Source organism: Paraburkholderia sp. 35.1, from assembly GCF_050436525.1.
In the GTDB taxonomy this organism is placed as follows: domain Bacteria; phylum Pseudomonadota; class Gammaproteobacteria; order Burkholderiales; family Burkholderiaceae; genus Paraburkholderia; species Paraburkholderia tuberum.
Genome location: NZ_JBNDMJ010000002.1, coordinates 658302 through 681933, shown reverse-complemented (window position 1 = coordinate 681933; position 23632 = coordinate 658302). Strand labels below are relative to the sequence as shown.

The following is a 23632-nucleotide window of genomic DNA, read 5'->3' as shown; positions in this document are numbered from 1 at the left end:
TGAAAGATGGCAATTCCGGCTTACATGTGGGTCAAGGACGACGGTGGTGCGGACATCAAGGGTTCGGTGACAGTCCAGGGTCGCGAAGGCAGCGTCGAGCTCGTCGCGTTCGACCATGGCGTGAACATCCCGACCGACGGCAACACGGGCAAGCTGACCGGTACGCGCGTGCACAAGCCGATCAAGCTGACCAAGGAAACCGATGCGTCGACGCCGTACCTGTACAAGGCGGTGACGAGCGGTCAGACGCTGAAGTCGGTCGAGATCAAGTGGTACAAGATCGACGACGCGGGCAAGGAGAAAGAGTACTTCAACACCAGGCTCGACAATGTGAAGATCGTGGCCGTCAACCCGAAGATGCTCGATATCAAGAATCCGGACTACGAGAAGCACAACCACATCGAAGAGGTCGAGTTGCGCTACGAGACGATCACGTGGTCGTACAAGGACGGCAACATCATCCACAAGGATACCTGGAACGAGCGTTCCTGATCCTGGCCACAAGCCATGTTGTGCCGGAACCGGTACTGCAGCCCGCAGCCGGTTCCTTTTTTGCCAGCCCCGTACGTGGGCTGGCACTTTTTTGATACGGGTAGAGCGGCGTTTCTGCCCCGTTCCGTGATACGGCATTGATATGACACTGCGCGACTCTACCCACCTGCTTCGCCGGCTCAACCCGCACTGCGCGAGAGCGCTCGAGGCGGCTGCGAGCCTCTGCCGGACGCGCCTCGCGGACGAGATCACCGTCGAGCACTGGCTGCTCAAGCTTATCGAGGCAGACGACGGCGACATTCCTGCGATCCTGTGCCACTACGGAATCGACATCAATGCCGTCTGGGACGCGCTGATCGCGGCGATCGATCACCTGCCCCGCAACCTGCGCGGCAAACCCGCCCTTTCCCTGCAGCTGGCGACCGTGCTGCAGGATGCCTGGAACTGGGCATCATCGCAGGAGGCTGACCAGCCCATCCGTTCCGGTCATCTGTTGCAGGCGATTGTTGACGCGCCGCACGTGCTGCGTGCGCAAAACGCGTGGCCGCTGCTGTCGGTCAGTAGCGCGCAGATCCAGCGCCTGATCCCGCGACTCGGCCACCAGTCCTGCGAAAACCAGCCCGACGAAACAGAACCGGCGATAGCGCCAGCATCCGGAGTCGAAGCAACCCAACCGCCGGCGGCCACCAGTGCGCCTACGAAACATGCGCCGCAACGCCCGATCGAGGGCGAGGCACTTGCCCGGTTCGCCATCGACCTGACCGACAAGGCCCGTCGCGGCGAGATTGACCCCGTGTTCGGGCGCGAACGCGAAATCCAGCAGATGGTCGACGTGCTCGCGCGGCGACGCAAGAACAATCCGATCCTCGTCGGCGAGCCGGGTGTTGGCAAGACCGCGCTGGTCGAAGGCCTCGCGCTACGCGTCGCTGAAGGCAGCGTGCCCAATGTGATCCGCGACGTACGCATTCTGACGCTCGACCTGGGCCTGCTGCAGGCAGGCGCCGGTGTGAAGGGCGAATTCGAGCAGCGCCTGAAGAACGTGATCGATGAGGTGCAGGCTTCGCCCGTGCCAATCCTGCTCTTCATCGACGAAGCCCACACGCTGATCGGCGCGGGCAACGCCGCCGGCGGCGCCGACGCGGCGAACCTGCTGAAACCCGCGCTCGCGCGTGGTGAACTGCGCACGATCGCGGCCACCACCTGGTCGGAATACAAGGAATATTTTGAGCGCGACGCGGCACTCGAGCGGCGCTTCCAGATCATCAAGGTCGACGAGCCCGATGACGAAGCAGCGTGTCTGATGCTGCGGGGGCTCGCGAGCCGCTACGCGAAACACCATAACGTGCATATCCGCGACGAAGCGCTCGTCGCGGCCGTGAAACTCTCGCGCCGCTATATCCCGGCCCGGCAGTTGCCCGACAAGGCGGTCGACCTGATCGACACGGCCGCTGCGCGCGTGCGCATGGGGCTGGAATCGCCGCCGTCCGAGCTGCAGCGTGCCCGCGCAGCAGTCGCCGCGATCGAAATTGAACGCTCGACGCTCGACGCGGACGAACGGGCCGGCGCTAGCAATGTCACTGCGGACGTCACGCCGCGACGTGATGCGCTCATTGCTGCTCTTGCTGATGCGAACAGTGAACTGATGGCTTTGCAGGCGCGCTACGAGCATGAGTTGGGGCTTGTCCAGGCGTTGCATGTACAGCGGGACACGAAAGATTCAAAACCGGATGCCGGAGCGCTTGCGAGCGCGAAGCGGACACTGGCCGATGCACAGGGCAGGACAGCGCTGGTTTTTGCGGACGTTGATGCGCAGGCGATCGCACGCGTAGTCGCTGAGTGGACCGGCGTGCCGGTCGGCGAACTTGTCGAGGACGAACTCAGGAGCCTGCTGACGATCGAGGACAGTCTCGCGAAGCGGGTCGTCGCACAGGACGATGCGTTGGCCGCGCTCGCGGAGAGCCTGCGCACCGCCAAGGCGGGGCTGAAGAGCGAGCGCACGCCGCTCGGCGTGTTCCTGCTGGCTGGTCCCTCGGGCGTCGGCAAGACCGAGACAGCGCTTGCGCTTGCCGATGTGCTATTCGGCGGTGAGGCGGCGCTCACGACCATCAACATGTCGGAGTACCAGGAAGCACACACGGTGTCGCAACTGAAAGGCTCGCCGCCTGGCTACGTCGGCTATGGCCGCGGCGGCATCCTGACCGAAGCGGTGCGGCAACGCCCGTACAGCGTCGTGCTGCTCGATGAGATCGAGAAGGCTCATCGCGATGTGCTCGACATCTTCTATCAGGTGTTCGATCGCGGCATGATGCGCGACGGCGAAGGCCGCGAAATCGACTTCCGCAACTGCGTGATCCTGATGACCTCCAACCTCGGCAGCGCGCAGATCGACGAGGCGACAGCGGAGAACCCGGCCATCTCGCAGGCCGAACTGCTCGAGGCGATCCATCCGCAGCTCGTTGCGCACTTCCAGCCCGCGCTGCTCGCGCGCTTCCAGGCGCTGGCGTATCGCCCTCTGGACGCAGATGCGCTCGCTTCGATCGTGCGGCTCAAGCTCGCGAAAATCGCCGACCGTCTGCGCAGGCAGCACGACGTCGCATTGACCGCCGATGACGCTCTGACCGATTCACTCGCGCAGCGTTGCCTCGCGCGTGAATCGGGTGCGCGCAACGTCGATGCGTTCCTCAACCAGCGGATCCTGCCCGCCGTGTCGCGCGAACTGCTCACGCGGATGGCGAAGGGCGCCGCGCCGGCGGAAATCCAGTTGTCCGGTTCGTCTGAAGGGAATCTCACGATCGACTTTGTTGAGCACGATGATGTGCCGGCAGCCGGGGCGAACGCACCACCAGTGGAGCAAACGGGCGAACGTGTGCCGTCCGACGCCGGCATCTAGTGTAGTGCGTCGTAAATAATGCAACTTAATCGCGATTTGCGAGTCTCCTTCCAGGTGATGAGGGAGAACCCATGAGAATCGCGGCAAAAGTTGAGCTGAGCGAAGGCCAGCGCAAACAATTGGAAACGTGGGCGGCTGGGCGGAGGGTTCCGGTACGACTGGCCGAGCGTGCCAAGATGATATTGCTCGCGGCACTGGGCCACACAGACAAAGAGATCGGTGTGCAGTTGGGTATCTGGCGAGGCACGGTGGCGCGCTGGCGAGCGCGCTTCATCGCGGACGGTGTGGCGGGGATCGAGCGGGACGAGACGCGACCCGGGCGCAAGCCGAAGATCTCTGCGCGCAAGGTCAAGGCCATCGTGGCGATGACCATGCAGCAGCGTCCCGATAACGCGACGCATTGGAGTACGCGCAGCATGGCGGCAGTGGCCGGCGTCAGCGAGGCGAGCGTGAGGCGCATCTGGCAGGCGCATGGACTCAAGCCGCATCGGATAGAAACCTTCAAAGTCTCGAACGACAAGCACTTTGCCGAGAAGCTGGAGGACATCGTCGGCCTTTATCTCGATCCACCTGAGCACGCACTGGTGTTCAGTTGTGACGAGAAGTCCCAGATTCAGGCTCTGGACCGGACCCAGCCTGGCTTGCCGATGAAGCGAGGTCGAGGTCAGACGATGACGCACGATTACAAGCGCAATGGTGTGACGACGTTGTTCGCCGCGATGAACACGCTCGATGGCAGCATCATTGGCCAGTGCCAGACGAAGCATCGTCATCAAGAATGGCTGGGCTTCCTGCGCAAGATCGATCGCAGCACCCCCAAGGGTAAGGAACTACATTTGATTGCCGACAACTACGCCACTCATAAGCATCCCGAGGTGAAGGCGTGGCTGGCCAAGCACCCACGATTTCACATGCATTTCACGCCCACCAGCGCTTCCTGGCTCAATATGGTCGAACGCTTCTTTCGTGATCTGTCCGAGAACCAGCTACGGCGGTCAGCCTTTCGCTCGGTACCCGAGTTGGTCAGCACGATCGAGCAGTACATTGAAAAGCACAATGGTGATCCAAAACCCTTCATCTGGACCGCTAAAGCTTCCGACATTCTGGCGAAAGTCACGCGTGCCCGCACCAAGCTGAATAAGATGCAATCCGTTTGACGCAGACCACTAGGAGATGCGCACGATGCCAGCAGGCCCGTCCCTTTACGACATGCTCCTTGGCCAGATCGGCGGAGAGCCGCTCGATGCCTACGACGACAGAACGCTCGAAATCATGAGCGTGCAGCAGAATGTGCGGCGCATCCTCAACACGCGCGCGGGCGCGCTCAAGCACCTGCCCGATTATGGCCTGCCGGACCTCACGAACATCTACAAGGCACTGCCCGCTTCGTCCCACCTGCTCAGGCAGCAGATGGAGGCAACGCTTTTGAAGTACGAACCCCGGATTCGCGCAATCGACGTCGAGATCATCGACAATCAGGACCCCGGCGTGCTCGTGAGCTTCGAGATGACGTGCCACATGAAGAAGACCGGCCTGGTGCGGTTGGGCACGTACTTCGAGCCACCGGGACGGATGCGACTTGAGCGGAAGACTGAAGCAAAGTAGCCCTTCGATGAGTGAAGAACCCGATAGCCAGAAACCTTTGCGGTGCGCAAAAAAAGTTCGTCGCGGATTTTTGCTGCAAGTCGAATGCGCTTTTCTCCGGGCGTAGCCCAAGCCCTCCTAGTTCTCGCCTGCTTCGATGCAGGCTTTGTTGCGCGTCCCCGAAATTTACTTGACATCTAAACTATCAAAACCTAAATTAATCTCACCGCAGAGTTCATTTTGGGGAACCAGCATGCGCATAGTCTGTATCGGCGGCGGTCCGGCCGGTTTGTACTTCGGTCTGTTGATGAAACAACGCAACCCCGGCCATGAAGTCATGGTAATCGAGCGCAACCGCCCCTACGACACCTTCGGCTGGGGCGTCGTGTTCTCCGACCAGACGCTCGGCAATCTGCGCGCCGCCGACGCCCCGAGCGCCGAGGCGATTCTCGACGCGTTCAATCACTGGGACGACATCGAGATTCACTTTCGCGGCCGCAGCGTGCGCTCATCGGGCCACGGTTTTTGCGGCATCGGTCGCAAACGTCTGCTGAATATCCTGCAAGCGCGCTGCGAAGAACTCGGCGTGAAGCTCGTGTTCGAAACCCAGGTCGTGGACGACAGCGCGTACGACGCGGACCTGATCATCGCGAGCGACGGCCTGAACAGCCTCGTGCGCCAGAAATACGCGGACACCTACCAGCCGGACATCGACGTGCGCGACTGCCGCTTCGTGTGGCTCGGCACGAAGAAGCTGTTCGACGCGTTCACGTTCGCGTTCGAGCAAACCGAATTCGGCTGGTTCCAGGCGCACGCCTACCGCTTCGACGATCAAACCTCGACGTTCATCGTCGAAACACCGGAACGCGTGTGGCGCGCCGCCGGTCTCGACGAAATGAGCAAGGAAGACAGCATCGCGTTCTGCGAGAAGCTGTTCGCGAAGTACCTCGACGGCAACGCGCTGATGTCGAACGCGGCGCATCTGCGCGGCTCGTCGCAATGGATCCGTTTTCCGCGCGTCGTCAACAAGGAATGGGTGCATTGGCGCAGCAACGCGAACGGCACACGAACGCCGATCGTGCTGATGGGCGACGCCGCGCACACCGCGCACTTCTCGATCGGCTCGGGCACCAAGCTCGCGCTCGAAGACGCGATCGAACTCGCGAACAGCATCAGCGCGCACCCGGGTTCGCACCTGGACGATCTGGCCGCCGCATTGAAGCACTACACCGAAGTACGCAGCGTCGACGTGCTGCGCATCCAGAACGCCGCGCGCAATTCGACCGAATGGTTCGAGCACGTCGATCGTTATACGTCGTTCGAGCCGGAACAGTTCGCGTATTCGTTGCTCACGCGCTCGCAGCGCATCTCGCACGAAAACCTGCGCGAGCGCGATGCGCAGTATCTGTCCGGTTTCGAGGACTGGCTCGCGAAGCGCGCGGGTGTCGAGCGCGCAGCTGACAGGCATTCGATTCCGCCGATGTTCACCCCCTTGAAGGTGCGCGGCGTCAAGCTGAAAAATCGCGTGATGGTGTCGCCGATGGCGCAGTACTCGGCGGTAAACGGCGTGGCCGGCGACTATCACCTGATGCATCTCGGCGCGCGCGCGATGGGCGGCGCCGCGCTCGTGATGACCGAGATGACCTGCGTGTCGCCCGAAGCGCGTATCACGCCCGGATGCCCGGGCATGTACGCGCCCGAGCATCTGGTCGCATGGAAACGCATCGTCGATCTGGTCCATCTGCAATCGGATGCGAAGATCGGCATCCAGCTCGGCCACTCGGGCGCGAAAGGTTCGACGCGCGTCGCGTGGGAAGGCATCGATCAGCCGCTCGACGAAGGCAACTGGCCACTCGTTTCGGCGTCGCCGCAGCAGTATCTGCGCGGTATCAGCCAGCATTCGCGCGAAGCCACACATGACGAACTGCGCGCCATCGAGCAGCAGTTCGTCGAGGCGACGCGCATGTCGATCGAAGCGGGTTTCGACTGGCTCGAACTGCACTGCGCGCATGGCTATTTCCTGTCGAGCTTCCTGTCGCCGCTCACGAATCACCGTTCCGACACATACGGCGGTCCGCTCGAAAACCGTCTGCGTTATCCGCTGCAGGTATTCAGCGCGATCCGCGCGGTGTGGCCGCAAGACAAGCCAATCTCGGTGCGGATTTCGGCGCACGACTGGGTCGATGGCGGCAACACGCCCGACGACGCCGTCAAGATCGCGCAAGCGTTCAAGGCGGCCGGCGCGGACATGATCGACGTGTCGTCGGGCCAGGTCAGCAAGGAAGAAAAGCCCGTGTTTGGCCGCATGTTCCAGACGCCGTTCGCCGATCGCGTGCGCAACGAAGCCGGCATCGCGACGATCGCGGTCGGTGCGATTTCGGAAGCGGACCACGTGAACAGCATCATCGCGGCGGGTCGCGCCGATCTGTGCGCGATCGCGCGTCCGCATCTCGCGAATCCGTCGTGGACGTTGAACGAAGCGGCAAAGATCGGCTATCTCGACGTCGCGTGGCCGAAACCCTATACCGCCGCGAAAATGCAGCTCGAACGCAACCTCGAACGCGAGCGTGCGCAGGCCATCGCCAACGCCGGCCTCACGGCGCAACAACGCGCGCAACGCGCCGAAGGAACCGTGTGAACACCTCGGACACTCCTCTCGCCGGACAACACGCGGTCGTCACCGGCGGCGGCAGCGGCATCGGCGCGGCCATCGCGCAGGCGCTGCTGCGCGCCGGCGCGCGCGTCACGCTGATGGGCCGCAACGCGCAACGCCTCGACACGCAGCGCGAGCAATGCGCGGCGCTCGGCGACGTCGCGTGTATCAGCGTGGACGTCACGCAAGAAGATTCGGTGGCGCGCGCATTCGAGCAGGCGGGCGCCGTCGATATCCTCGTGAACAACGCGGGCCAGGCGCAGGCCGCGCCGTTCACGCACACCGATATCGCGCTGTGGCAACGCATGCTCGACGTGAATCTGACTGGCGTGTTTCTCGGCACGCGCGCCGTCCTGCCCGGCATGCTCGAGCGTGGCTATGGCCGCATCGTCAACGTCGCGAGCACCGCGGGGCAGATCGGCTATGCGTACGTCGCCGCGTATTGCGCCGCGAAGCACGGCGTGATCGGTCTCACGCGCTCGCTCGCGCTCGAAACCGCGACGCGCGGCATCACGGTCAACGCAGTGTGCCCCGGCTACACCGAAACGGAGCTGCTGCATGCCTCGCTCGAACAGATCACGAGCAAGACCTCGCGCACCGAAGCACAGGCGCGCGAAACGCTGCTGCGCTCGAATCCGCAGCGCCGCTTCGTGAATCCGGAGCAGGTCGCGAACGCGGTGTTGTGGCTGTGCCGCCCCGGCTCGGATGCGATCACGGGGCAATCCATTTCCATTTCGGGTGGAGAAGTGATGTGAGCAAATCAACGAATGCAAAAAAGTCGGCGGCGGCATCGGATGCGAAGCTGTCGCGCAAAGGCGTGGCTCAACCCGCGGAGAACGTCGTGGACCTCGAAATGAGCACCGGTGCGGACAGCCACATGGGCCTGCGTTTGTGGCTGCGCATGCTGACCACCACCAACCTCGTCCAGGCCGAATTGCGCAAACGTCTGCGCACCGAATTCGACACCACGCTGCCGCGATTCGATCTGATGGCGCAGCTCGAACGACATCCCGATGGCCTGAAGATGACCGAGCTATCGCGCCGTTTGATGGTGACGGGCGGCAACGTCACTGGCATCACCGATCAGCTCGAAAAAGAAGGGCTCGTCACGCGCGACACCGATCCGAACGACCGCCGCTCGATCAGCGTGTGCCTGACGCCCGCTGGCCGCAAGGCCTTCGACAAAATGGCCGTCGCGCACGAGCAATGGGTCGTCGAACTGTTCGGCGGCCTGAGCCTCGACGAAAAGATGAAGACGCATCAGGACCTCGGCAAGCTCAAGCAGCATCTGCTCGACAGCCTGAGAGGCTGACTTCGCACTGGAGGAATACATGACACGATCCAACGCCGACGCACTGTTGTCCGGCAACCGCCTGACCCTGGCAGGCTACGAGGCGAAGCATGTCGGCTGGTCGGTGAGCGACAAGGTCGCGACGATCACGCTGAACCGTCCCGAGCGCAAGAACCCGCTGACCTTCGAATCGTATGCGGAGCTGCGCAACCTGTTCCGCGATCTCGCGTACGCGACCGACGTGAAAGCCGTCGTGCTGCACGGCGCGGGCGAAAACTTCTGCTCGGGCGGCGACGTGCACGACATCATCGCCCCGCTGATCGATCTGCCGATGCCCGAGTTGTTGCTGTTCACGCGCATGACCGGCGACCTCGTCAAGGCAATGCGCCATTGCCCGCAGCCGATCATCGCAGCCGTCGACGGCGTCTGCGCGGGCGCCGGCGCGATCCTCGCGATGGCTTCCGATCTGCGCCTCGGCACCGCGCGCAGCAAGCTCGCGTTCCTGTTTACGCGCGTCGGCCTCGCCGGCTGCGACATGGGCGCGTGCGCGATGCTGCCGCGCATCATCGGCCAGGGACGCGCCGCCGAACTGCTGTTCACCGGCCGCTCGGCAAGCGGCGACGAAGCTCACGCCTGGGGCTTTTACAACCGCCTGTGCGACCCGGCCGCGCTCATCGAAGAAACACAGAAGCTCGCCGCCGATCTCGCGGCCGGCCCGAGCTTCGCGCACGGCATGACGAAGAAGATGCTGCACCAGGAATGGAGTATGAGCATCGACGAAGCGATCGAATCCGAAGCGCAGGCGCAGGCGATCTGCATGGGCACGCGCGATTTCGAGCGCGCATACAACGCGTTCGCGGCGAAGACGCGTCCGGTGTTCGAAGGAGACTGAATTGAGCGCCGACCATCAGAACACCCCGATCGATTTGCACAGCCCGCTCGCGTGGCCGTTTTTCGAGCCGCGTCATCGCGAACTCGCGGCAGGCATCGACGCATGGTGCCGCGCGCATCACACGCATGACGAGCATGGCGACACACCGATGCGACCTGCCGTCTGCTGGTGCGCGAACTCGGCCACGCCGGCTGGCTGAAATACGGCGTCGGCGGCGTCGCCTATGGCGGGCACGGCGACACGATCGACACGCGCGCCGTATGCCTGCTGCGCGAAACGCTCGCGCGCTATTCGGGCCTCGCCGATTTCGCACTGGCGATGCAAGGCCTCGGCTCGGGCGCGATCTCGCTCGCGGGCACGCATGAGCAGAAATCGCATTATCTGCCGCGCGTCGCAAGCGGCACGGCGATCGCCGCGTTCGCGCTGTCGGAGCCGCAAGCGGGCTCGGACGTCGCCGCGATGGCGCTCGCGGCTCGCGAAGAGGGTGAGCACTACGTGCTCGACGGCGAAAAGACGTGGATTTCGAACGGCGGCATCGCGGACTTCTACGTGGTGTTCGCGCGCACTGGCGAAGCGCCGGGCGCGCGCGGCATCAGCGCGTTCATCGTGGATGCGCAGACGCCGGGCCTCGACATCGCCGAGCGCATCGACGTAATCGCGCCGCATCCGCTCGCGCGCCTGCGCTTCACGAACGCGCGCGTGCCGAAGAGCCAGATGCTAGGTGCGCCAGGCGAAGGTTTCAAGATCGCCATGCGCACGCTCGATATTTTCCGCACCTCGGTGGCGGCCGCATCGCTTGGCTTTGCCCGTCATGCGATGGCCGAGGGCCTCGCGCGCGCGGCGTCGCGCAAGATGTTCGGCCAGACGCTCGGCGACTTCCAGTTGACCCAGGCGAAGCTCGCGCAGATGGCGTTGACGATCGACAGCAGCGCGCTGCTCGTCTATCGCGCCGCGTGGCTGCGCGACCAGGGCGAAAGCGTCACGCGCGAAGCCGCGATGGCGAAGTGGCACGCGAGCGAAGGCGCGCAGCAGGTGATCGACGCGGCAGTGCAGCTTTACGGCGGCATGGGTGTGCAAAGCGGCAGCGCGGTCGAGATGCTGTACCGCGAGATCCGCGCGCTGCGCATCTACGAAGGCGCGACCGAGGTGCAGCAGCTGATCGTCGGCCGCGATCTGTTGAGGGCGCATGCCGCCGCGAACGGGAATGCGCAATGAGCACTTCGTTCGAGCGGCCCATACGCATCCGCTTTTCGCACTGCGATCCCGCGGGCATCGTGTTCTTTCCGCAGTACCTCGTGATGACCAACGTGCTCGTCGAAGACTGGTTCAACGAGGGCTTGCGCATCGACTACGCGCACATGATCGCGCGGCGCCGCATCGGACTGCCGATCGTCAAGCTCGACTGCGAGTTCTCGCGGCCGAGCCAGATGGGCGAAACGATCCTGCTCACGCTCAAGGTCCGAACCATCGGCCGCAGTTCGATCGGCATCGAGATTCACGGTCATTGCAACGGCGAAACGCGTTTCCGCTCTAAACAGGTGCTCGTGTTCATATCGTTCGACAGCGGCAAATCCATCGATATTCCCGGCGATGTCGCGAGCGCGCTCGCGGCGTACGCTCTATCGGCCCCCTCCATCGAGGCGCATCGCTCATGAAACAGGCTCTCCTTCCCGCCGGCTGGGTCAAACCGCGCGGCTATGCGAACGGCGTCGCTGCGAGCGGCACGCAGGTGTTCATCGCCGGCCAGATCGGCTGGGACGAACAGGCGCAGTTCCAGTCCGATGACTTCGCGCAGCAGTCCGAGCAGGCGCTGAAGAATCTGCTCGCCGTGCTGCGCGAAGCGGGCGGCAAGCCCGAACACCTCGTGCGCCTCACGTGGTACGTGACCGACAAGCGCGAGTATCTCGCATCGCTGAAGGACATCGGCCGCGCGTTTCGCGAGCTGATCGGCGACTACGACATCGCGATGAGCGCGGTGCAGGTCGTCGCGCTGATGGAAGACCGCGCGAAGGTCGAGATCGAAGCCACCGCGGTGATTCCGTACTGAACGTCGTACAGGTACCGAACGCACAGGCAAGCCCTTCACACCGAACGAAGCGCATTTTCCGGCTCAACGCCTCGGGAGACCATGATGGAACCGTCAGCACACGTCGATACTTTCGCGCGCGACAATCTTCCGCCGCAGGATCAATGGCCCGTCTTGCTGCTCGACAATCCGGACGTCGCCTATCCGCCGAGGCTGAACTGCGCGACCGAACTGCTGGAGCGGACCATCGAGGCGGGGCATCGCGACCGGCCGGCGATCTGGTCCGACGTGGACGGCAAGCCGCAAGCCACCACGTACGGCGAACTGCTCGCGCGGGTCAACCGCAGCGCGCATGTGCTCGTCGATGAAATGGGCTTGCGCCCCGGCAACCGTGTGCTGCTGCGCGGACCGAACACATTGCAGATGGCCGTCGCCACACTCGCGGCGCTGAAGGCCGGGCTCGTCGTCGTGCCGACCATGCCGCTGCTGCGCGCGAAGGAGCTCAAGCAGATCATCGAGAAGGCGCAGGTCAGCGCCGCGCTTTGCGACGCGCGCCTGAGCGCGGAACTCGAGCGCTGCACGAATCCGCGGGACGAGTTCTACTGCGCGGTGCTGAAACAGACCCGCCGCTTTCACGACGACTCCGCCGATTCGCTCGACACGCTCGCCGTCAACAAGCCCGAATACTTCACCGCCAGCGACACCGCCGCGGACGACATCTGTTTGATCGCGTTCACGAGCGGCACGACCGGTGCGCCGAAAGGCTGCATGCATTTCCATCGCGACATGATCGCGATGTGCGACCTGTTCCCGCGTCATGTGCTGAAGCCTTGCGCGAACGACATCTTCTGCGGCACACCGCCGCTCGCGTTCACGTTCGGGCTCGGCGGGCTGCTGTGCTTTCCGCTGCGCGTCGGTGCCTCGACGGTGTTGGTCGAAAAGTTGACGCCGCAGACCTTGCTCGAGGTGGTCGAACGATTTCATGCGACCGTGATGTTCACCGCGCCGACGTTCTATCGGCAGATGGCGCCGCTCGTCGCGCAACATGACCTTTCGTCGCTGCAGAAGACCGTGTCGGCCGGCGAGGCGCTGCCCGATTCGACGCGGCGCCAGTGGCGCGAGGCGACCGGCATCGACATGATCGACGGTATCGGCGGCACCGAGCTGATCCACATCTTCGTTTCGTCGCAAGGCGCGGAAATCCGGCCGAACGCGATCGGCCGCGCGGTGCCGGGCTACGTCGTGCAAGCCGTCGACGACGACATGCAACCCGTGCCGCCCGGCACGATCGGCAAACTCGCGGTGCGCGGCCCCACCGGCTGCCGCTATCTGGCCGACGAACGGCAGTCGCGCTTCGTGCGCGACGGCTGGAACCTGCCGGGCGATTCGGTCTATCTCGACGCGGACGGCTACGTGTTCTACCAGGCGCGCGCCGACGACATGATCGTGTCGGCCGGCTACAACATCTCCGGTCCTGAGGTGGAAAGCGTGCTGATGCAGCACGAGGCGGTGGCCGAATGCGGCGTGATCGGCGTGCCCGACGAAACGCGTGGGCAAATCGTGCGAGCCTTCGTCGTGGTGAACCCGGGCTACACCGCCGACGATAAACTGGTCGCGCAGCTGCAGGATTTCGTTAAGAATAACGTCGCGCCGTATAAATATCCCCGCGTCATCACGTTCGTCGGCGCGCTGCCGCGCACCGAAACCGGCAAGCTCAAACGTTTCGAGTTGCGCATGATGACGTAACCCCTATCTTTCGTGAGACTGGAGGCGGACTGCATGGCCGGCTCTTTCATCGAAGTCGTCGCCCACGATGGCGGCCGTTTCAACGCATACGTCGCGCGGCCCGCGCAGGGCTCGGGCCCAGGGCTCGTGCTGCTGCAGGAAATCTTCGGCGTCAACGACACGATGAAAGCGAGCGCCGATCGCTACGCCGAAGAAGGCTACGTCGTGCTCGTGCCCGATCTGTTCTGGCGCATCAAGCCGAGCATTGCGCTTGGCTACGGCGACGCCGACATGAAAGAGGCGCTCGGCTATCTGGGGCAGTTCGACGCCGATGTCGCGGTCAAGGACATCGCCGCCACCGTCGCCGCGTTACGCGAACTGCCCGAGCAGGCCGGCAAGGTGGGCGTGGTCGGCTACTGCCTCGGCGGCAAGCTCGCGTTTCTGAGCGCGGCGCGCACCGACGTCGATTGCGCGGTCAGCTATTACGGCGTGGGCCTCGAAGCGCATCTCGACGAAGTATCGGCAATCAACTGCCCGATGGTGTTCCACTTCCCTGAAAACGACGCGCACTGCCCACCCGAAACGCGCGAGCGCATCAGCGCCGCGCTGCGCACGCGAGCGCAAATCGAGCAATACGTGTACCCCGGCTGCGATCACGCGTTCGCCGCGCCGCAGCGCAAACAGTACGACAAGCCCGCCGCGATGATGGCGTACTCGCGCACGCTCGCGCTGCTGCGCAAGGTGCTCGGTCCGGTCTACGATCTGAACGCGCTGTGGGAAGCGCACTGCTATCACGAGTTCGCGACACGCGACGTCGACGCGGTGATGCCGACGATGGTCGCCGAGCCCTACGTCAATCACGTGCCGACGATGACAGGCGGCGTCGGGCATGACAATCTGAAGCGCTTTTACACCCATCACTTCGTCAACTCGAATCCGCCCGACACGAAGCTGATTCCGATTTCGCGCACGATCGGTTCGGATCGTGTCGTCGACGAATTCATTTTCAGCTGCACGCATAGCTGCGAAATCGACTGGCTGCTGCCGGGCGTCGCGCCGACCGGCAAGTACTTCGAGGTGCCGATGCTCGCCGTGGTGTGCTTCCGCGGTGACAAGCTCTATAACGAGCATATCTATTGGGATCAGGCTTCGGTGCTCGTGCAGGTGGGGCTGCTCGATCCGGAGGGCTTGCCGGTGGCGGGGATTGAAAGTGCGAGGAAGTTGCTCGACGAGACGTTGCCGTCGAATGGGTTGATGGGGGGTAAGTCGAAGGTTTAAAGAAGTGGTGCTGCCGTCGCTGTGCATCATCCGAATGACTCGCGCCGGCAGCGCGTATTAATCGCGGCATGCAAGACCGAAAAACTCATCATCCAATCGACGAAAATCTGGCGATCATGCGGTCATAGAATGACGGCGGCAGCTTTATAAACGACGCGTCGCCGCCGCCGCGGGAAAATGAAACGCCTTCGTCGTCCACCCAAATCAATTCAGGAACCGGTGTGCTGAAGGTTCTGCGCACTAGCAGTTTGCCTGACGCGGCGTCGTAGACCTGACCGAGATAAGCCGGGTCGTTGCCGCCTCTCCATTGGAGCAGGCATCGCTCTGCAGTGTAGCGGCCGTTTTTTGACGTGCTTTTGATGCATTCGCTCGCATTCCTGTGATCGGTGTGCGTCGCGACAAGAAGCACGGCAAACGCGACTGTGAGCACTACAGCGCCCCATCCGATCGATCGCCCCGGTTTCATAAATACACCTTGATCGGTGGGTCGATTCGAACAAGCTTTCGATCCGAATAGATCACGAAGTCACCTCCTCGCTGGTGTTTTATTGCCCACTCTCTAAAGTCCTTATTGTGAACCGGGTAGTACACGTTGCCCCTGACTTTCGGGGTTCCCCAGTGCAACGGGATAGGAAAAATACAATCGCGGTTCGTTCAGATATGACATCGCGCCGTTGTACGCCAGAACGATCACCCCGTTTTTGCTCCAATGGCCAAGATATTGCGACGCCTCGCCAGGCTTGTCGGTGAAGTCGTAACTATCCTTAATATAAACGTAGATACCTGAGATTTCTGCAACCCTGGTACGGCCTTCCTTCCCGCTCGAAGCCGCCACCGCGCGCTGCTTCGCGCAGCGCCGCCGCCCAGGATTTCGTAGTTGGACGCTAAATGTGCGGGTGCTAGACTCGAAAACCCATCGTCGGTGATCGACCGAATCCGCGTAAAGGGGCGTCCGCATGACCCATTCCCTCCACGGCAAGCAACGCTGGCTCGCGCTAATCGTGCTCTGCCTCGGCGTACTGATGATCGTGCTCGACACGACCATCGTGAACGTCGCGCTGCCGTCCATTGCAGCCGATCTCGGCTTTAGCGAAACTTCGCTCGTGTGGGTCGTCAACGCCTACATGCTTACGTTCGGCGGCTGCCTGCTGCTCGGCGGACGGCTTGGCGATCTGTACGGACACCGCAAGCTGTTTCTCAGCGGCATTACGCTCTTCACGCTCGCTTCGCTCGCCTGCGGCCTCGCGAATTCGCAGGTGCTGCTGGTCGCCGCGCGCGCCGTGCAGGGCCTGGGCGGTGCGATCGTCTCGGCGGTATCGTTGTCGCTGATCATGAATCTGTTCACCGAAGCCGGCGAACGCGCGAAGGCGATGGGCGTGTATGGCTTTGTCTGCGCGGGCGGCGGCAGCATCGGCGTGCTGCTCGGCGGACTGCTCACCAACCTGCTGAGCTGGCACTGGATCTTCCTGGTCAATCTGCCGATCGGCATTGCGGTGTACGCGCTGTGCCTCGCGCTACTGCCCGCCGCGCGCGGCCACGCGCACGGCGAACGGCTCGACGTGGCCGGGGCGCTCAGCGTGACCGCATCGCTGATGCTGGCGGTCTATGCGATCGTCAACGGCAACGAAGCGGGCTGGACTTCGGCGCAAACGCTCGGCCTGCTGTTCGTCGGGCTAGCGCTGCTTGCCGTGTTCCTCGCAATCGAGGCGAGAATCGAACACCCGTTGATGCCGCTCGCTCTGCTGCGTTTGCGCAATGTCGCGACCGCGAACCTGGTCGGCGTGTTGTGGGCGGCGGCGATGTTCGCGTGGTTCTTTATTTCGGCGCTGTATCTGCAGCGCGTGCTCGGCTATCGGCCATTGCAGGTGGGGCTCGCGTTTCTGCCCGCGAACCTGATCATGGGACTCTTTTCGCTGGGCTTGTCGGCGCGCGTGGTGATGCGCTTCGGGCTGCGTCGTCCGCTCGCGGCCGGCCTGCTGATCGCGGCATGCGGGCTTGCGCTGTTCGCCCGTGCGCCCGTCGACGGCAGCTTCGTACCCGACGTGTTGCCCGGCATGTTGCTGCTCGGCTTTGGCGCGGGCATCGCGTTCAATCCGCTGCTGCTCGCCGCGATGAGCGACGTCGATCCCGCCGATTCGGGCCTCGCGTCGGGCATCGTCAATACATCGTTCATGATGGGCGGGGCGCTCGGGCTTGCGGTGCTCGCGAGTCTTGCCGCCGCGCGTAGCGAGGCGATGCGGGCGTCGTCGAGTGCGGCGGCTGCGCTGAACAGCGGGTATCACGTCGCGTTTCTGTTTGGGGCGGTTTTTGCGGCGGCGGCCGGCGTGCTGGGTGGGCTGTTGCTGAGGCCGGGGCAGGCGGGTGGCGCCGCGGGCGTGCATGGTGACGCGGCGGAATCGTCTCGGCCCTCCGCCGCGGCTGCAAAACCGCAAGCGCGATCAAATGCGTGAGTTCGCCGCTGACTATGCTGGCTTCATGCTGACATGAGAGCCGAGATGAACCCGGTTGGAAAAGCGCTCTGGTATATCGAAAGCCACTTCGCCGGCGAGTTGACGCTCGACGACATCGCCCGCTGTGGCTGCGTATCGCGCTTTCACCTCGCGCGCGCGTTCGAAGCGGCCACCGGGATGCCGGTGATGCGCTACGTTCGCGCACGGCGTTTGAGCGAGGCCGCGCGACGTCTGGCCGATGGTGCGCCCGACATCCTCGCGGTCGCTCTCGACGCCGGCTACGGCTCTCACGAAGCATTCACGCGCGCGTTTCGCGAACAGTTCGGGCTCACGCCCGACGCGCTGCGCGCGCGGGGTCATCTCGACAACCTGACCATCGTGGAGCCGATCAAAATGGACGAAACCCTTCTCACCCGTCTGGACCCGCCGCGCTTCGAAGACGCGCGACCGTTTCTCGTCGCTGGACTGAGCGAGCGCTATACGTGCGACAGCAGCAAGGCGATCCCATCCCAATGGCAGCGCTTTGGCGCCTGGTACGGCAGGGTGCCGGGACAGGTCGGCAAGGTGGCTTATGGCGTTGGCTATAACGCCGATGAACTGGGTAACTTCGACTACATGTGCGGCGTCGAAGTCAGCGACTTTTCCGCATTGCCGCCAGAGTTGAGTCGTGTGCGCATCGCCGCGCAACGGTATGCGGTGTTCACTCATCGCGAGCACATCTCAGGCATTCGTCGCACGATGAATACGATCTGGAATCAGTGGTTGCCCGCGTCAGGGCACGTGCCTGCCGATGCGCCGCATTTCGAACGGTATGGCGAGCAGTTCGACCCGGTGACGGGGATGGGTGGAGTCGAAGTCTGGTTGCCGCTGAAAAGTTGATGGTCGATTCGGCGGATGGCCGTTGTGGATGGCCGTTGTGGCCGGCCATCCGCCTGATCGTTCACGGAGTGGCATGTCTGCTGTCATGCAATGCATGCACATCGTCGTATTCCCGCGAAATGTCCTTATTCGTGTAATCGCCCAATCGCATGGCGGCGGCCACGCTAATCACCGCGCACGCGAAGACATACCACGCCACCGCAAATCCCGAATGGAAGTAAGCATAAAGCGCCGTCGCAATCAACGGTGCCGGACCGCCAGCGATGACGGAAGCCAACTGATAGCCCATCGACGCACCGCTGTAGCGCAAGCGCCCCGTGAACGATTCGGCGATCAACGCGGCTTGGGGACCATACATCATCGCATGCGGCACCAGCGAAAGTACGATGGCCGCGAAGATCCATATCGGGTTATGGGTTCCAACCATGAAAAAGTACAGGAAGCCGAATAGCCCGACAGCAGCGGCACCGATCACATACATGCGTCGACGTCCGATCAGATCAGACACGTGACCAAACAGCGGAATCGTGAAGAATTCCAGCACCGAAGCGGCCAGCACTGCCGTGAGCAACAGATCGCGTGTGACGCCCAGACTCATCACACCATAGGTGAATATAAAGGCCGTGAAAATATAGAACGGCGCCTGTTCCGCCATACGCGCAAGAGCCGACAGAAGAATGTCTTTCGGCTGCCGGCGCAATACTTCACGCATCGGCGCCTTTTCGATCCTGCGCTCAGCGAGCAGCTTCGCGAAGATAGGCGTCTCGAGGATACTCAAGCGGATATAAAGGCCGATCGCGACCAGCACGATACTGAGGAAAAACGGCACCCGCCAGCCCCAGGTGAGAAATGCGCTGCCGGAGATCTGACTGATGGCAAGCACCACCAGATTCGCGACGAACAATCCCGCCGGTACGCCGAACTGCGGCCAGGACGCGATGAAACCGCGATGCTTGTTGGTACGTGCCCACTCCATCGACATCAGCACCGAACCGCCCCACTCGCCTCCAACGCCCACACCTTGAATGAAGCGCAGCGCCGTGAGCAGGATTGCCCCCCAGATACCGATCGTCGCATAGGTTGGAACAAAGCCCACGGCGAACGTCGCGAGTCCCATCAGCAACAGCGTCACGATTAACGTGGCTTTACGTCCGATGCGATCGCCATAGTGGCCGAAAATCGCCGCGCCCACCGGCCGCGCGATAAAGCCGACAGCGTAAATCAGAAAAGCTTGCAGTGTGCCGACGAGCGGGTCCGATTCAGGAAAGAACAGTTTCGCGAATACAAGACCCGTGACAATGCTGTACAGGAAGAAGTCATACCATTCGATTGTGGTACCAATCGTGCTGGCGATGACAGCACGGCGCAACTGGCGCCGAGCCTCCTCATCCGAGAGGGGCACCGCCCCTGATTGCGTGGCAGCCATTTGATATCTCCCCAAAATGGAAGGGTGACATCTTTGACATTTGAGGTATTGCGTGGTTCCCGTGAGGACGCGAGGTACGTGCAGCGAAAACCGGCTTTGCGCCTACTGTTATCGCTGGGCGGCCGGGGCGAGAAAAACCGGCTCCGAACCACTATTCGCAGAGACCGGGCTTTATTCCAGAGAGACATTTCGAAATTGCATTTTTTGCCGGATTAGCAATCCGGCAACACTCGCTCAATGCAATTGATACCGATGCCGAAATCGAATTGAAGTTCGAGCGAACCGCGGCTTCGGACATGAGCATTCGCGAAGAATTGGGAGCGACTTGCTTCGCACTAGCAGGCATCTCACATGCTCATTACACCCATCCCAATCACACCAACGGAATGTAGATATCCGTCTGCCACTGATCCAGCGGCGTCTCAGGATAGACGCTGAGGTAGTGGAAAAACAGCGGATGGTCCCGCAACTCTTCCCCACTCGAAGGCAACCAGTCGCGATAGACCGGGTAGATCGTCTCGCCGATGTGGTCGGTCGATCCCGTGTGCCGAACCACCGCGCACCGTCCACCCTGCATCACGAGCTCGCGCACGCCATAGAGATTCGGCGCGACCGGCTCGTCGATCTCTCCGCAGATATCGAAACGGAATTCATCCGCTGGCACCGTGTCTGGATTGCCGTGCGGGACGCCGAAGGTTCGGCTCGACGCCACCGGTGATTGTCCGCTTTGAATACGCCAATCGATGAACTTGCGCGCACTTTCATTGACGAGTCCGGGCGAACCACAATGTTCGAGCGCGGCAACGCGGGTCTCCGCAAAATCGACGATTTTCACTTGCATGGTCAGTTTCCTCGAAACATAGGGAACAACAAAACTCGCACTCCAGAATTGCCATGTTGGATGTCGTCGAAACGCGCTCGGCGCCAAGCCGAACGCACGCTTGAACGCACGGCTGAAGGCTTCGGGACTGTCGAAGCCGGCATCGAGCGCGGCATCGAGAACCGGGCACGACGCCTGCGACGCGAGGCGGCGGCCCGCGCGACGCAAGCGCATCAACTGCACGTAGCGTGCGACGGGCACACCGACATACGCGACAAACTGTCGATGAAAATGGAACATCGAGAAGTTTGCGATGCGGCTTAGCGCGTCGACCGACAGATCGCCCTCGAGGTTTGCATCGATATAGGCGAGAACGGCTTCGAAGCGCTTCGTGTAGGCAGCGGCGGCGTCTGTGTGAGCTAACATGGTCTGGATCGTGCGAGTTTCGATATGGTCGCCGAGGTTGGACACATCTTACCTAGCCGGACTTGCTCGATCTTCAATTGGCTCGCTGCCGAGTCTGGAGAATTTACGTAAGCTTATCGTTCACCCGCGCTTCCTGAGATTGTCCGCCGATGCCCTCTTCGATCAGCAATTCGCTCCTGTGGATCTTCGACGCGTTTGAACGCGATCCGACGTATATGCGTCGGCGGATGTTTGGTAGCGACGCTGCGTATATCGATGGGCTGTTGTGCCTGGTTGCCGCCGATCGCGATAAGCCGTGGAATGGGCTGCTCGTCTGTACGTCGCAGGAACGCCATGCTGCTCTGATTACCGATATGCCTGCGTTGCAGCCCCACCCGGTGCTTGGGAAATGGCTTTACGTGCCGCAGGAGGATCCTGCGTTTGAAGACACTGTCGAGCAGTTGACGGCACTCGTGCTGGAGCGGGACCCGCGAGTAGGTGTCGAGCCTAAGCCGAAAAAGCGGCGCGGTAAGTCGGTGTTGCCGGAGAGTTGAAGCGCGGCAGTGCCGTTTCGGTCTCTCTTCCTGTCCGAACGCGCGCTCATGCCGGGCAGATCATCCAATCAGCCGCGAATCGCACCACCCCGTCATACTCTCGCCGACGAACCCGGCGGGGATGTAGAAGGGCATTCGATTGAAGGGGAGTTGCCGCGCTTTCATTGGTGACTACGCAAATTGCGGTCGGGCTTAAAGACCGCAAATAAGATTCGGCTTTGGCACACGCAAGTCGATTCAACCACCTATTCAATGGTCACGCAGTCTGCCGTCATCGCGAACGGTACGGCTTTCGTAGGAACCACATCGAACGAAGAATTGATGGCCGCCTATGTCCCTCCGTCTGCCTGGCAGTGGAGTTTCCGCGGCAGCGTCGTCGCACTCGATGTCGCGACCGGCGCAGTGACGTGGACCACGCCGGACCCGCTCTGAAGCCGCGCGGAGGCAGCCGTCAGTGTCGCCAATGGCGTGGTCTTCGGACGCAATCTCGACTACACGAATGGCACGATGTACGCGCTCGATTCTTCCAACGGAAAAGTCCTGTGGTCATTCAATAGCGGGGGTGCATGCAATGCCGGGCCGGCCATTGCGGACGGCGTGGTGTTCTGGGGCTCTGGCTCGACGAGTGGACCGGGGCCGCTGAAATTGTTCGCCTTCGGTCTGTAGGAAACGCCCGAGGCCCCGTCCGTTCGCGGCGGGACCTTTGGCTCTTTGCTACGATGTGAGTCTGTTCCGAAGCCGGCGCATTTGGCGCGTAGCGCCCGCCGGCCGGCAGTCATCACCGAACTCACCGAGCACTAGACCTTGACGATCCACATCCGCCCCGCCACCGCTTCCGACGCCCCCCTGATCCTGCGCTTCATCACCGAACTCGCGATCTACGAAAAAGCCAAGCACGAAGTCGTCGCCGGCGTCGAAGACATCGAGAAGAGCCTGTTTTCCGAGGGCGCGGCCGCGAAAGCGCTGATCTGCGAAATGAACGGCGAGCCAGTCGGTTTTTGCGTGTACTTCTTTTCGTATTCGACGTGGCTCGGCAAACAGGGGCTTTATCTGGAAGACCTGTACGTATCGCCCGCATCGCGTGGCAGCGGCGCGGGCAAACAGATGCTGCGCCATCTCGCGCAAATCGCCTGCGAAACGGGCTGCGGCCGATTCGAATGGAGCGTGCTCGACTGGAACGAGCCGGCCATCGGCTTCTACAAGTCGATCGGCGCGAATCCGCAAAGCGAATGGGTACGTTATCGTCTCGCCGGCGACGCGCTCAAAGCCTTCGCCGAAGGCGAAACCGAACGGAGCACCTAAGCCCGGTCACTGCGCGGACGCCGCGACGGGCGCCACCTCGAATGCATCGCCCGTCGCGAAGAAGGTACCGCCGGCCACGTAATGGCATGTGCGCAGGTCGGGATCGTCGTTGTCGAGTTCGACGCCCGCGTGCGTGCCGACCGCGAGCGTTTGCGCGGCGAAACCGCGGCTCGGCAACTGCAGCCCGAACACGCCGCTCGCCTCGATCAGGCGACGCGTCAGCGTGCGGCTATCCACGACCACCACCACCTTCGGCGGATTGAAGTCGAGCGGCATGGCCCATGACGCGGCCATCACGTTCGATCGACCATCGTGTGCGCTCGTGATCAGCGTGACGGGTCCGTGATTGAGCAGTTGAGTCGCGCGCGACAATTCCACGGTTTCTCGGGTGGCGTTCATAGCATCGTGATGGCGTCGAAAGGATGACGCTGATTGTAGCGGGGCGGGACATATGCGGTGCGGCGTAGGGCCGAGCGATACGAGAGCGATTCGAACCACGCGCGGATGGCGGCCGAATCGAACTGCCGGGCGGCGGCCCACAAGCCGCCACCCGACCGGACTTCAAACGAATCTCAAGGGACCCTCAATGCGGCGCCTTGCCGTTCGGCACCGCATTGAGCGGCTTGTGCTGCTCGTCGCCGAGTCCCGGGAAGAACGCGTTCCAGGCGGCGCGCACGCCCTGCGCCGCGGTGGCTTCGGCGCCGACCGACTCGGCCGCGCCGTCCGCGGCTTTCGAGGGATCGGCGCACAGGCCGCGCCAGTGCGTGAATACGAGCAACGGCTTTTCGGTCCACACGCCGTCGCCAAATTTCGCAAACGCCGTGTCCCCGCTCGCCAACTGCACTTCGTACCAGCCTTCGCGTACGGGCGTATGGATGGCAAGGTCAAACCACGGGGTCGGTTCGATTTCCTTCATGTCTTCTCCGGTCGGATAGATCGTCATCGATAACCACACTGAACGCATT

General features: G+C 62.6%; 24 protein-coding genes and 1 pseudogene. 18 read left to right on the top strand and 7 right to left on the bottom strand.

Annotated elements, in window-relative coordinates; all coding sequences use genetic code 11:
* Positions 1-6 precede the first annotated feature (6 nt).
* From OKW27_RS08980 to OKW27_RS08920, 13 genes and pseudogenes are all read left to right on the top strand, one after another.
* Positions 7-492 carry an Hcp family type VI secretion system effector gene (locus tag OKW27_RS08980; protein WP_090807873.1) on the top strand — a complete coding sequence of 162 codons (486 nt, stop codon included), beginning with the start codon at positions 7-9 and terminating at the stop codon, positions 490-492.
* A gap of 142 nt (positions 493-634) precedes the next feature.
* Positions 635-3382 (top strand): type VI secretion system ATPase TssH, encoded by a 2748-nt coding sequence (tssH, locus tag OKW27_RS08975; protein ID WP_429333247.1) that lies wholly within the window; start codon positions 635-637, stop codon positions 3380-3382.
* 71 nt (positions 3383-3453) lie between these two features.
* Entirely contained in the window at positions 3454-4539 is a 1086-nt protein-coding gene (locus OKW27_RS08970; RefSeq protein ID WP_429333246.1) for an IS630 family transposase, read from the top strand.
* Between the two features lie 25 nt (positions 4540-4564).
* Entirely contained in the window at positions 4565-4987 is a 423-nt protein-coding gene (tssE, locus tag OKW27_RS08965; protein ID WP_429333245.1) for a type VI secretion system baseplate subunit TssE, read from the top strand.
* Positions 4988-5219: 232 nt separating this feature from the next.
* Entirely contained in the window at positions 5220-7604 is a 2385-nt protein-coding gene (locus OKW27_RS08960) for a bifunctional salicylyl-CoA 5-hydroxylase/oxidoreductase (RefSeq protein WP_429333244.1), read from the top strand.
* Positions 7601-8374, top strand: a complete 774-nt coding sequence (locus tag OKW27_RS08955) for an SDR family NAD(P)-dependent oxidoreductase (RefSeq protein ID WP_090807882.1) — start codon at positions 7601-7603, stop codon at positions 8372-8374. The genes OKW27_RS08960 and OKW27_RS08955 overlap by 4 nt, the downstream gene beginning before the upstream one ends.
* The gene (locus tag OKW27_RS08950) at positions 8371-8931 is read left to right on the top strand and encodes a MarR family winged helix-turn-helix transcriptional regulator (protein ID WP_429333243.1); all 561 of its coding nucleotides are present in this window, start codon (positions 8371-8373) and stop codon (positions 8929-8931) included. Before OKW27_RS08955 ends, OKW27_RS08950 begins: the two co-directional genes overlap by 4 nt.
* A 19-nt stretch (positions 8932-8950) precedes the next feature.
* The gene (locus OKW27_RS08945; protein WP_187611602.1) at positions 8951-9802 is read left to right on the top strand and encodes an enoyl-CoA hydratase family protein; all 852 of its coding nucleotides are present in this window, start codon (positions 8951-8953) and stop codon (positions 9800-9802) included.
* Position 9803: 1 nt separating this feature from the next.
* Positions 9804-11017 (top strand): annotated as a pseudogene (locus OKW27_RS08940) (acyl-CoA dehydrogenase family protein).
* Positions 11014-11457, top strand: a complete 444-nt coding sequence (locus OKW27_RS08935) for an acyl-CoA thioesterase (RefSeq protein WP_429333242.1) — start codon at positions 11014-11016, stop codon at positions 11455-11457. Before OKW27_RS08940 ends, OKW27_RS08935 begins: the two are co-directional and overlap by 4 nt.
* Complete coding sequence (locus OKW27_RS08930; RefSeq protein WP_090807891.1) at positions 11454-11849, top strand: RidA family protein; 396 nt, start codon at positions 11454-11456, stop codon at positions 11847-11849. The genes OKW27_RS08935 and OKW27_RS08930 overlap by 4 nt, the downstream gene beginning before the upstream one ends.
* A gap of 84 nt (positions 11850-11933) precedes the next feature.
* Positions 11934-13574 carry an AMP-binding protein gene (locus OKW27_RS08925; protein ID WP_429334571.1) on the top strand — a complete coding sequence of 547 codons (1641 nt, stop codon included), beginning with the start codon at positions 11934-11936 and terminating at the stop codon, positions 13572-13574.
* A 33-nt stretch (positions 13575-13607) separates the two neighbouring features.
* Entirely contained in the window at positions 13608-14831 is a 1224-nt protein-coding gene (locus OKW27_RS08920) for a dienelactone hydrolase family protein (RefSeq protein ID WP_187611598.1), read from the top strand.
* A gap of 88 nt (positions 14832-14919) precedes the next feature.
* Here OKW27_RS08920 and OKW27_RS08915 read toward each other — a convergent pair whose 3' ends face one another.
* Genes OKW27_RS08915 through OKW27_RS08905 form a run of 3 tightly spaced genes read right to left on the bottom strand, consistent with a single transcriptional unit; the run spans position 14920 to position 15666 of the window.
* Positions 14920-15297 (bottom strand): hypothetical protein, encoded by a 378-nt coding sequence (locus OKW27_RS08915; protein WP_429333241.1) that lies wholly within the window; start codon positions 15295-15297, stop codon positions 14920-14922.
* Positions 15294-15422, bottom strand: coding sequence for a DUF6402 family protein (locus tag OKW27_RS08910; protein ID WP_429333240.1), 129 nt, complete (start codon positions 15420-15422; stop codon positions 15294-15296). The genes OKW27_RS08915 and OKW27_RS08910 overlap by 4 nt, the downstream gene beginning before the upstream one ends.
* A complete protein-coding gene (locus OKW27_RS08905) occupies positions 15400-15666 on the bottom strand; it encodes a DUF6402 family protein (RefSeq protein WP_429333239.1) in 267 nt (88 codons plus the stop codon). Before OKW27_RS08905 ends, OKW27_RS08910 begins: the two co-directional genes overlap by 23 nt.
* A gap of 121 nt (positions 15667-15787) precedes the next feature.
* On the opposite strand from OKW27_RS08905, the gene OKW27_RS08900 reads away from it, so the two are divergent.
* Together OKW27_RS08900 and OKW27_RS08895 are read left to right on the top strand one after the other, a co-directional pair.
* Positions 15788-17281: a DHA2 family efflux MFS transporter permease subunit gene (locus OKW27_RS08900; RefSeq protein WP_090807900.1), complete on the top strand. Its 1494-nt coding sequence runs from the start codon at positions 15788-15790 to the stop codon at positions 17279-17281.
* Positions 17282-17326: 45 nt separating this feature from the next.
* On the top strand, positions 17327-18160 hold the full coding sequence (locus OKW27_RS08895) for an AraC family transcriptional regulator (protein WP_090807901.1): 834 nt from the start codon (positions 17327-17329) through the stop codon (positions 18158-18160).
* A 61-nt stretch (positions 18161-18221) separates the two neighbouring features.
* Here OKW27_RS08895 and OKW27_RS08890 read toward each other — a convergent pair whose 3' ends face one another.
* Positions 18222-19586, bottom strand: a complete 1365-nt coding sequence (locus OKW27_RS08890; RefSeq protein WP_429333238.1) for an MFS transporter — start codon at positions 19584-19586, stop codon at positions 18222-18224.
* 373 nt (positions 19587-19959) lie between these two features.
* The gene (locus tag OKW27_RS08885; RefSeq protein WP_429333237.1) at positions 19960-20832 is read right to left on the bottom strand and encodes an AraC family transcriptional regulator; all 873 of its coding nucleotides are present in this window, start codon (positions 20830-20832) and stop codon (positions 19960-19962) included.
* A 149-nt stretch (positions 20833-20981) separates the two neighbouring features.
* On the opposite strand from OKW27_RS08885, the gene OKW27_RS08880 reads away from it, so the two are divergent.
* The 3 genes from OKW27_RS08880 (at position 20982) to OKW27_RS08870 (ending at position 22667) form a co-directional block, all read left to right on the top strand.
* Positions 20982-21365 (top strand): hypothetical protein, encoded by a 384-nt coding sequence (locus OKW27_RS08880; protein WP_429333236.1) that lies wholly within the window; start codon positions 20982-20984, stop codon positions 21363-21365.
* 507 nt (positions 21366-21872) lie between these two features.
* Entirely contained in the window at positions 21873-22031 is a 159-nt protein-coding gene (locus OKW27_RS08875) for a PQQ-binding-like beta-propeller repeat protein (protein ID WP_429333235.1), read from the top strand.
* Positions 22032-22169: 138 nt separating this feature from the next.
* Positions 22170-22667, top strand: a complete 498-nt coding sequence (locus OKW27_RS08870; RefSeq protein WP_429333234.1) for an N-acetyltransferase family protein — start codon at positions 22170-22172, stop codon at positions 22665-22667.
* A 6-nt stretch (positions 22668-22673) separates the two neighbouring features.
* Here OKW27_RS08870 and OKW27_RS08865 read toward each other — a convergent pair whose 3' ends face one another.
* Together OKW27_RS08865 and OKW27_RS08860 are read right to left on the bottom strand one after the other, a co-directional pair.
* Complete coding sequence (locus OKW27_RS08865) at positions 22674-23066, bottom strand: flavin reductase family protein (RefSeq protein WP_090807910.1); 393 nt, start codon at positions 23064-23066, stop codon at positions 22674-22676.
* Between the two features lie 184 nt (positions 23067-23250).
* On the bottom strand, positions 23251-23583 hold the full coding sequence (locus OKW27_RS08860) for a hypothetical protein (protein ID WP_184052897.1): 333 nt from the start codon (positions 23581-23583) through the stop codon (positions 23251-23253).
* Positions 23584-23632: the final 49 nt, after the last annotated feature.

Coding starts and splice junctions, on each gene's coding strand:
- OKW27_RS08980 (WP_090807873.1), top strand. CDS start 7: ATGGCAATTCCGGCTTACATGTGGGTCAAGGACGACGGTGGTGCGGAC.
- tssH (WP_429333247.1), top strand. CDS start 635: ATGACACTGCGCGACTCTACCCACCTGCTTCGCCGGCTCAACCCGCAC.
- OKW27_RS08970 (WP_429333246.1), top strand. CDS start 3,454: ATGAGAATCGCGGCAAAAGTTGAGCTGAGCGAAGGCCAGCGCAAACAA.
- tssE (WP_429333245.1), top strand. CDS start 4,565: ATGCCAGCAGGCCCGTCCCTTTACGACATGCTCCTTGGCCAGATCGGC.
- OKW27_RS08960 (WP_429333244.1), top strand. CDS start 5,220: ATGCGCATAGTCTGTATCGGCGGCGGTCCGGCCGGTTTGTACTTCGGT.
- OKW27_RS08945 (WP_187611602.1), top strand. CDS start 8,951: ATGACACGATCCAACGCCGACGCACTGTTGTCCGGCAACCGCCTGACC.
- OKW27_RS08935 (WP_429333242.1), top strand. CDS start 11,014: ATGAGCACTTCGTTCGAGCGGCCCATACGCATCCGCTTTTCGCACTGC.
- OKW27_RS08930 (WP_090807891.1), top strand. CDS start 11,454: ATGAAACAGGCTCTCCTTCCCGCCGGCTGGGTCAAACCGCGCGGCTAT.
- OKW27_RS08925 (WP_429334571.1), top strand. CDS start 11,934: ATGGAACCGTCAGCACACGTCGATACTTTCGCGCGCGACAATCTTCCG.
- OKW27_RS08920 (WP_187611598.1), top strand. CDS start 13,608: ATGGCCGGCTCTTTCATCGAAGTCGTCGCCCACGATGGCGGCCGTTTC.
- OKW27_RS08915 (WP_429333241.1), bottom strand. CDS start 15,297: ATGAAACCGGGGCGATCGATCGGATGGGGCGCTGTAGTGCTCACAGTC.
- OKW27_RS08900 (WP_090807900.1), top strand. CDS start 15,788: ATGACCCATTCCCTCCACGGCAAGCAACGCTGGCTCGCGCTAATCGTG.
- OKW27_RS08895 (WP_090807901.1), top strand. CDS start 17,327: ATGAACCCGGTTGGAAAAGCGCTCTGGTATATCGAAAGCCACTTCGCC.
- OKW27_RS08890 (WP_429333238.1), bottom strand. CDS start 19,586: ATGGCTGCCACGCAATCAGGGGCGGTGCCCCTCTCGGATGAGGAGGCT.
- OKW27_RS08885 (WP_429333237.1), bottom strand. CDS start 20,832: ATGTTAGCTCACACAGACGCCGCCGCTGCCTACACGAAGCGCTTCGAA.
- OKW27_RS08880 (WP_429333236.1), top strand. CDS start 20,982: ATGCCCTCTTCGATCAGCAATTCGCTCCTGTGGATCTTCGACGCGTTT.
- OKW27_RS08875 (WP_429333235.1), top strand. CDS start 21,873: ATGTACGCGCTCGATTCTTCCAACGGAAAAGTCCTGTGGTCATTCAAT.
- OKW27_RS08865 (WP_090807910.1), bottom strand. CDS start 23,066: ATGAACGCCACCCGAGAAACCGTGGAATTGTCGCGCGCGACTCAACTG.
- OKW27_RS08860 (WP_184052897.1), bottom strand. CDS start 23,583: ATGAAGGAAATCGAACCGACCCCGTGGTTTGACCTTGCCATCCATACG.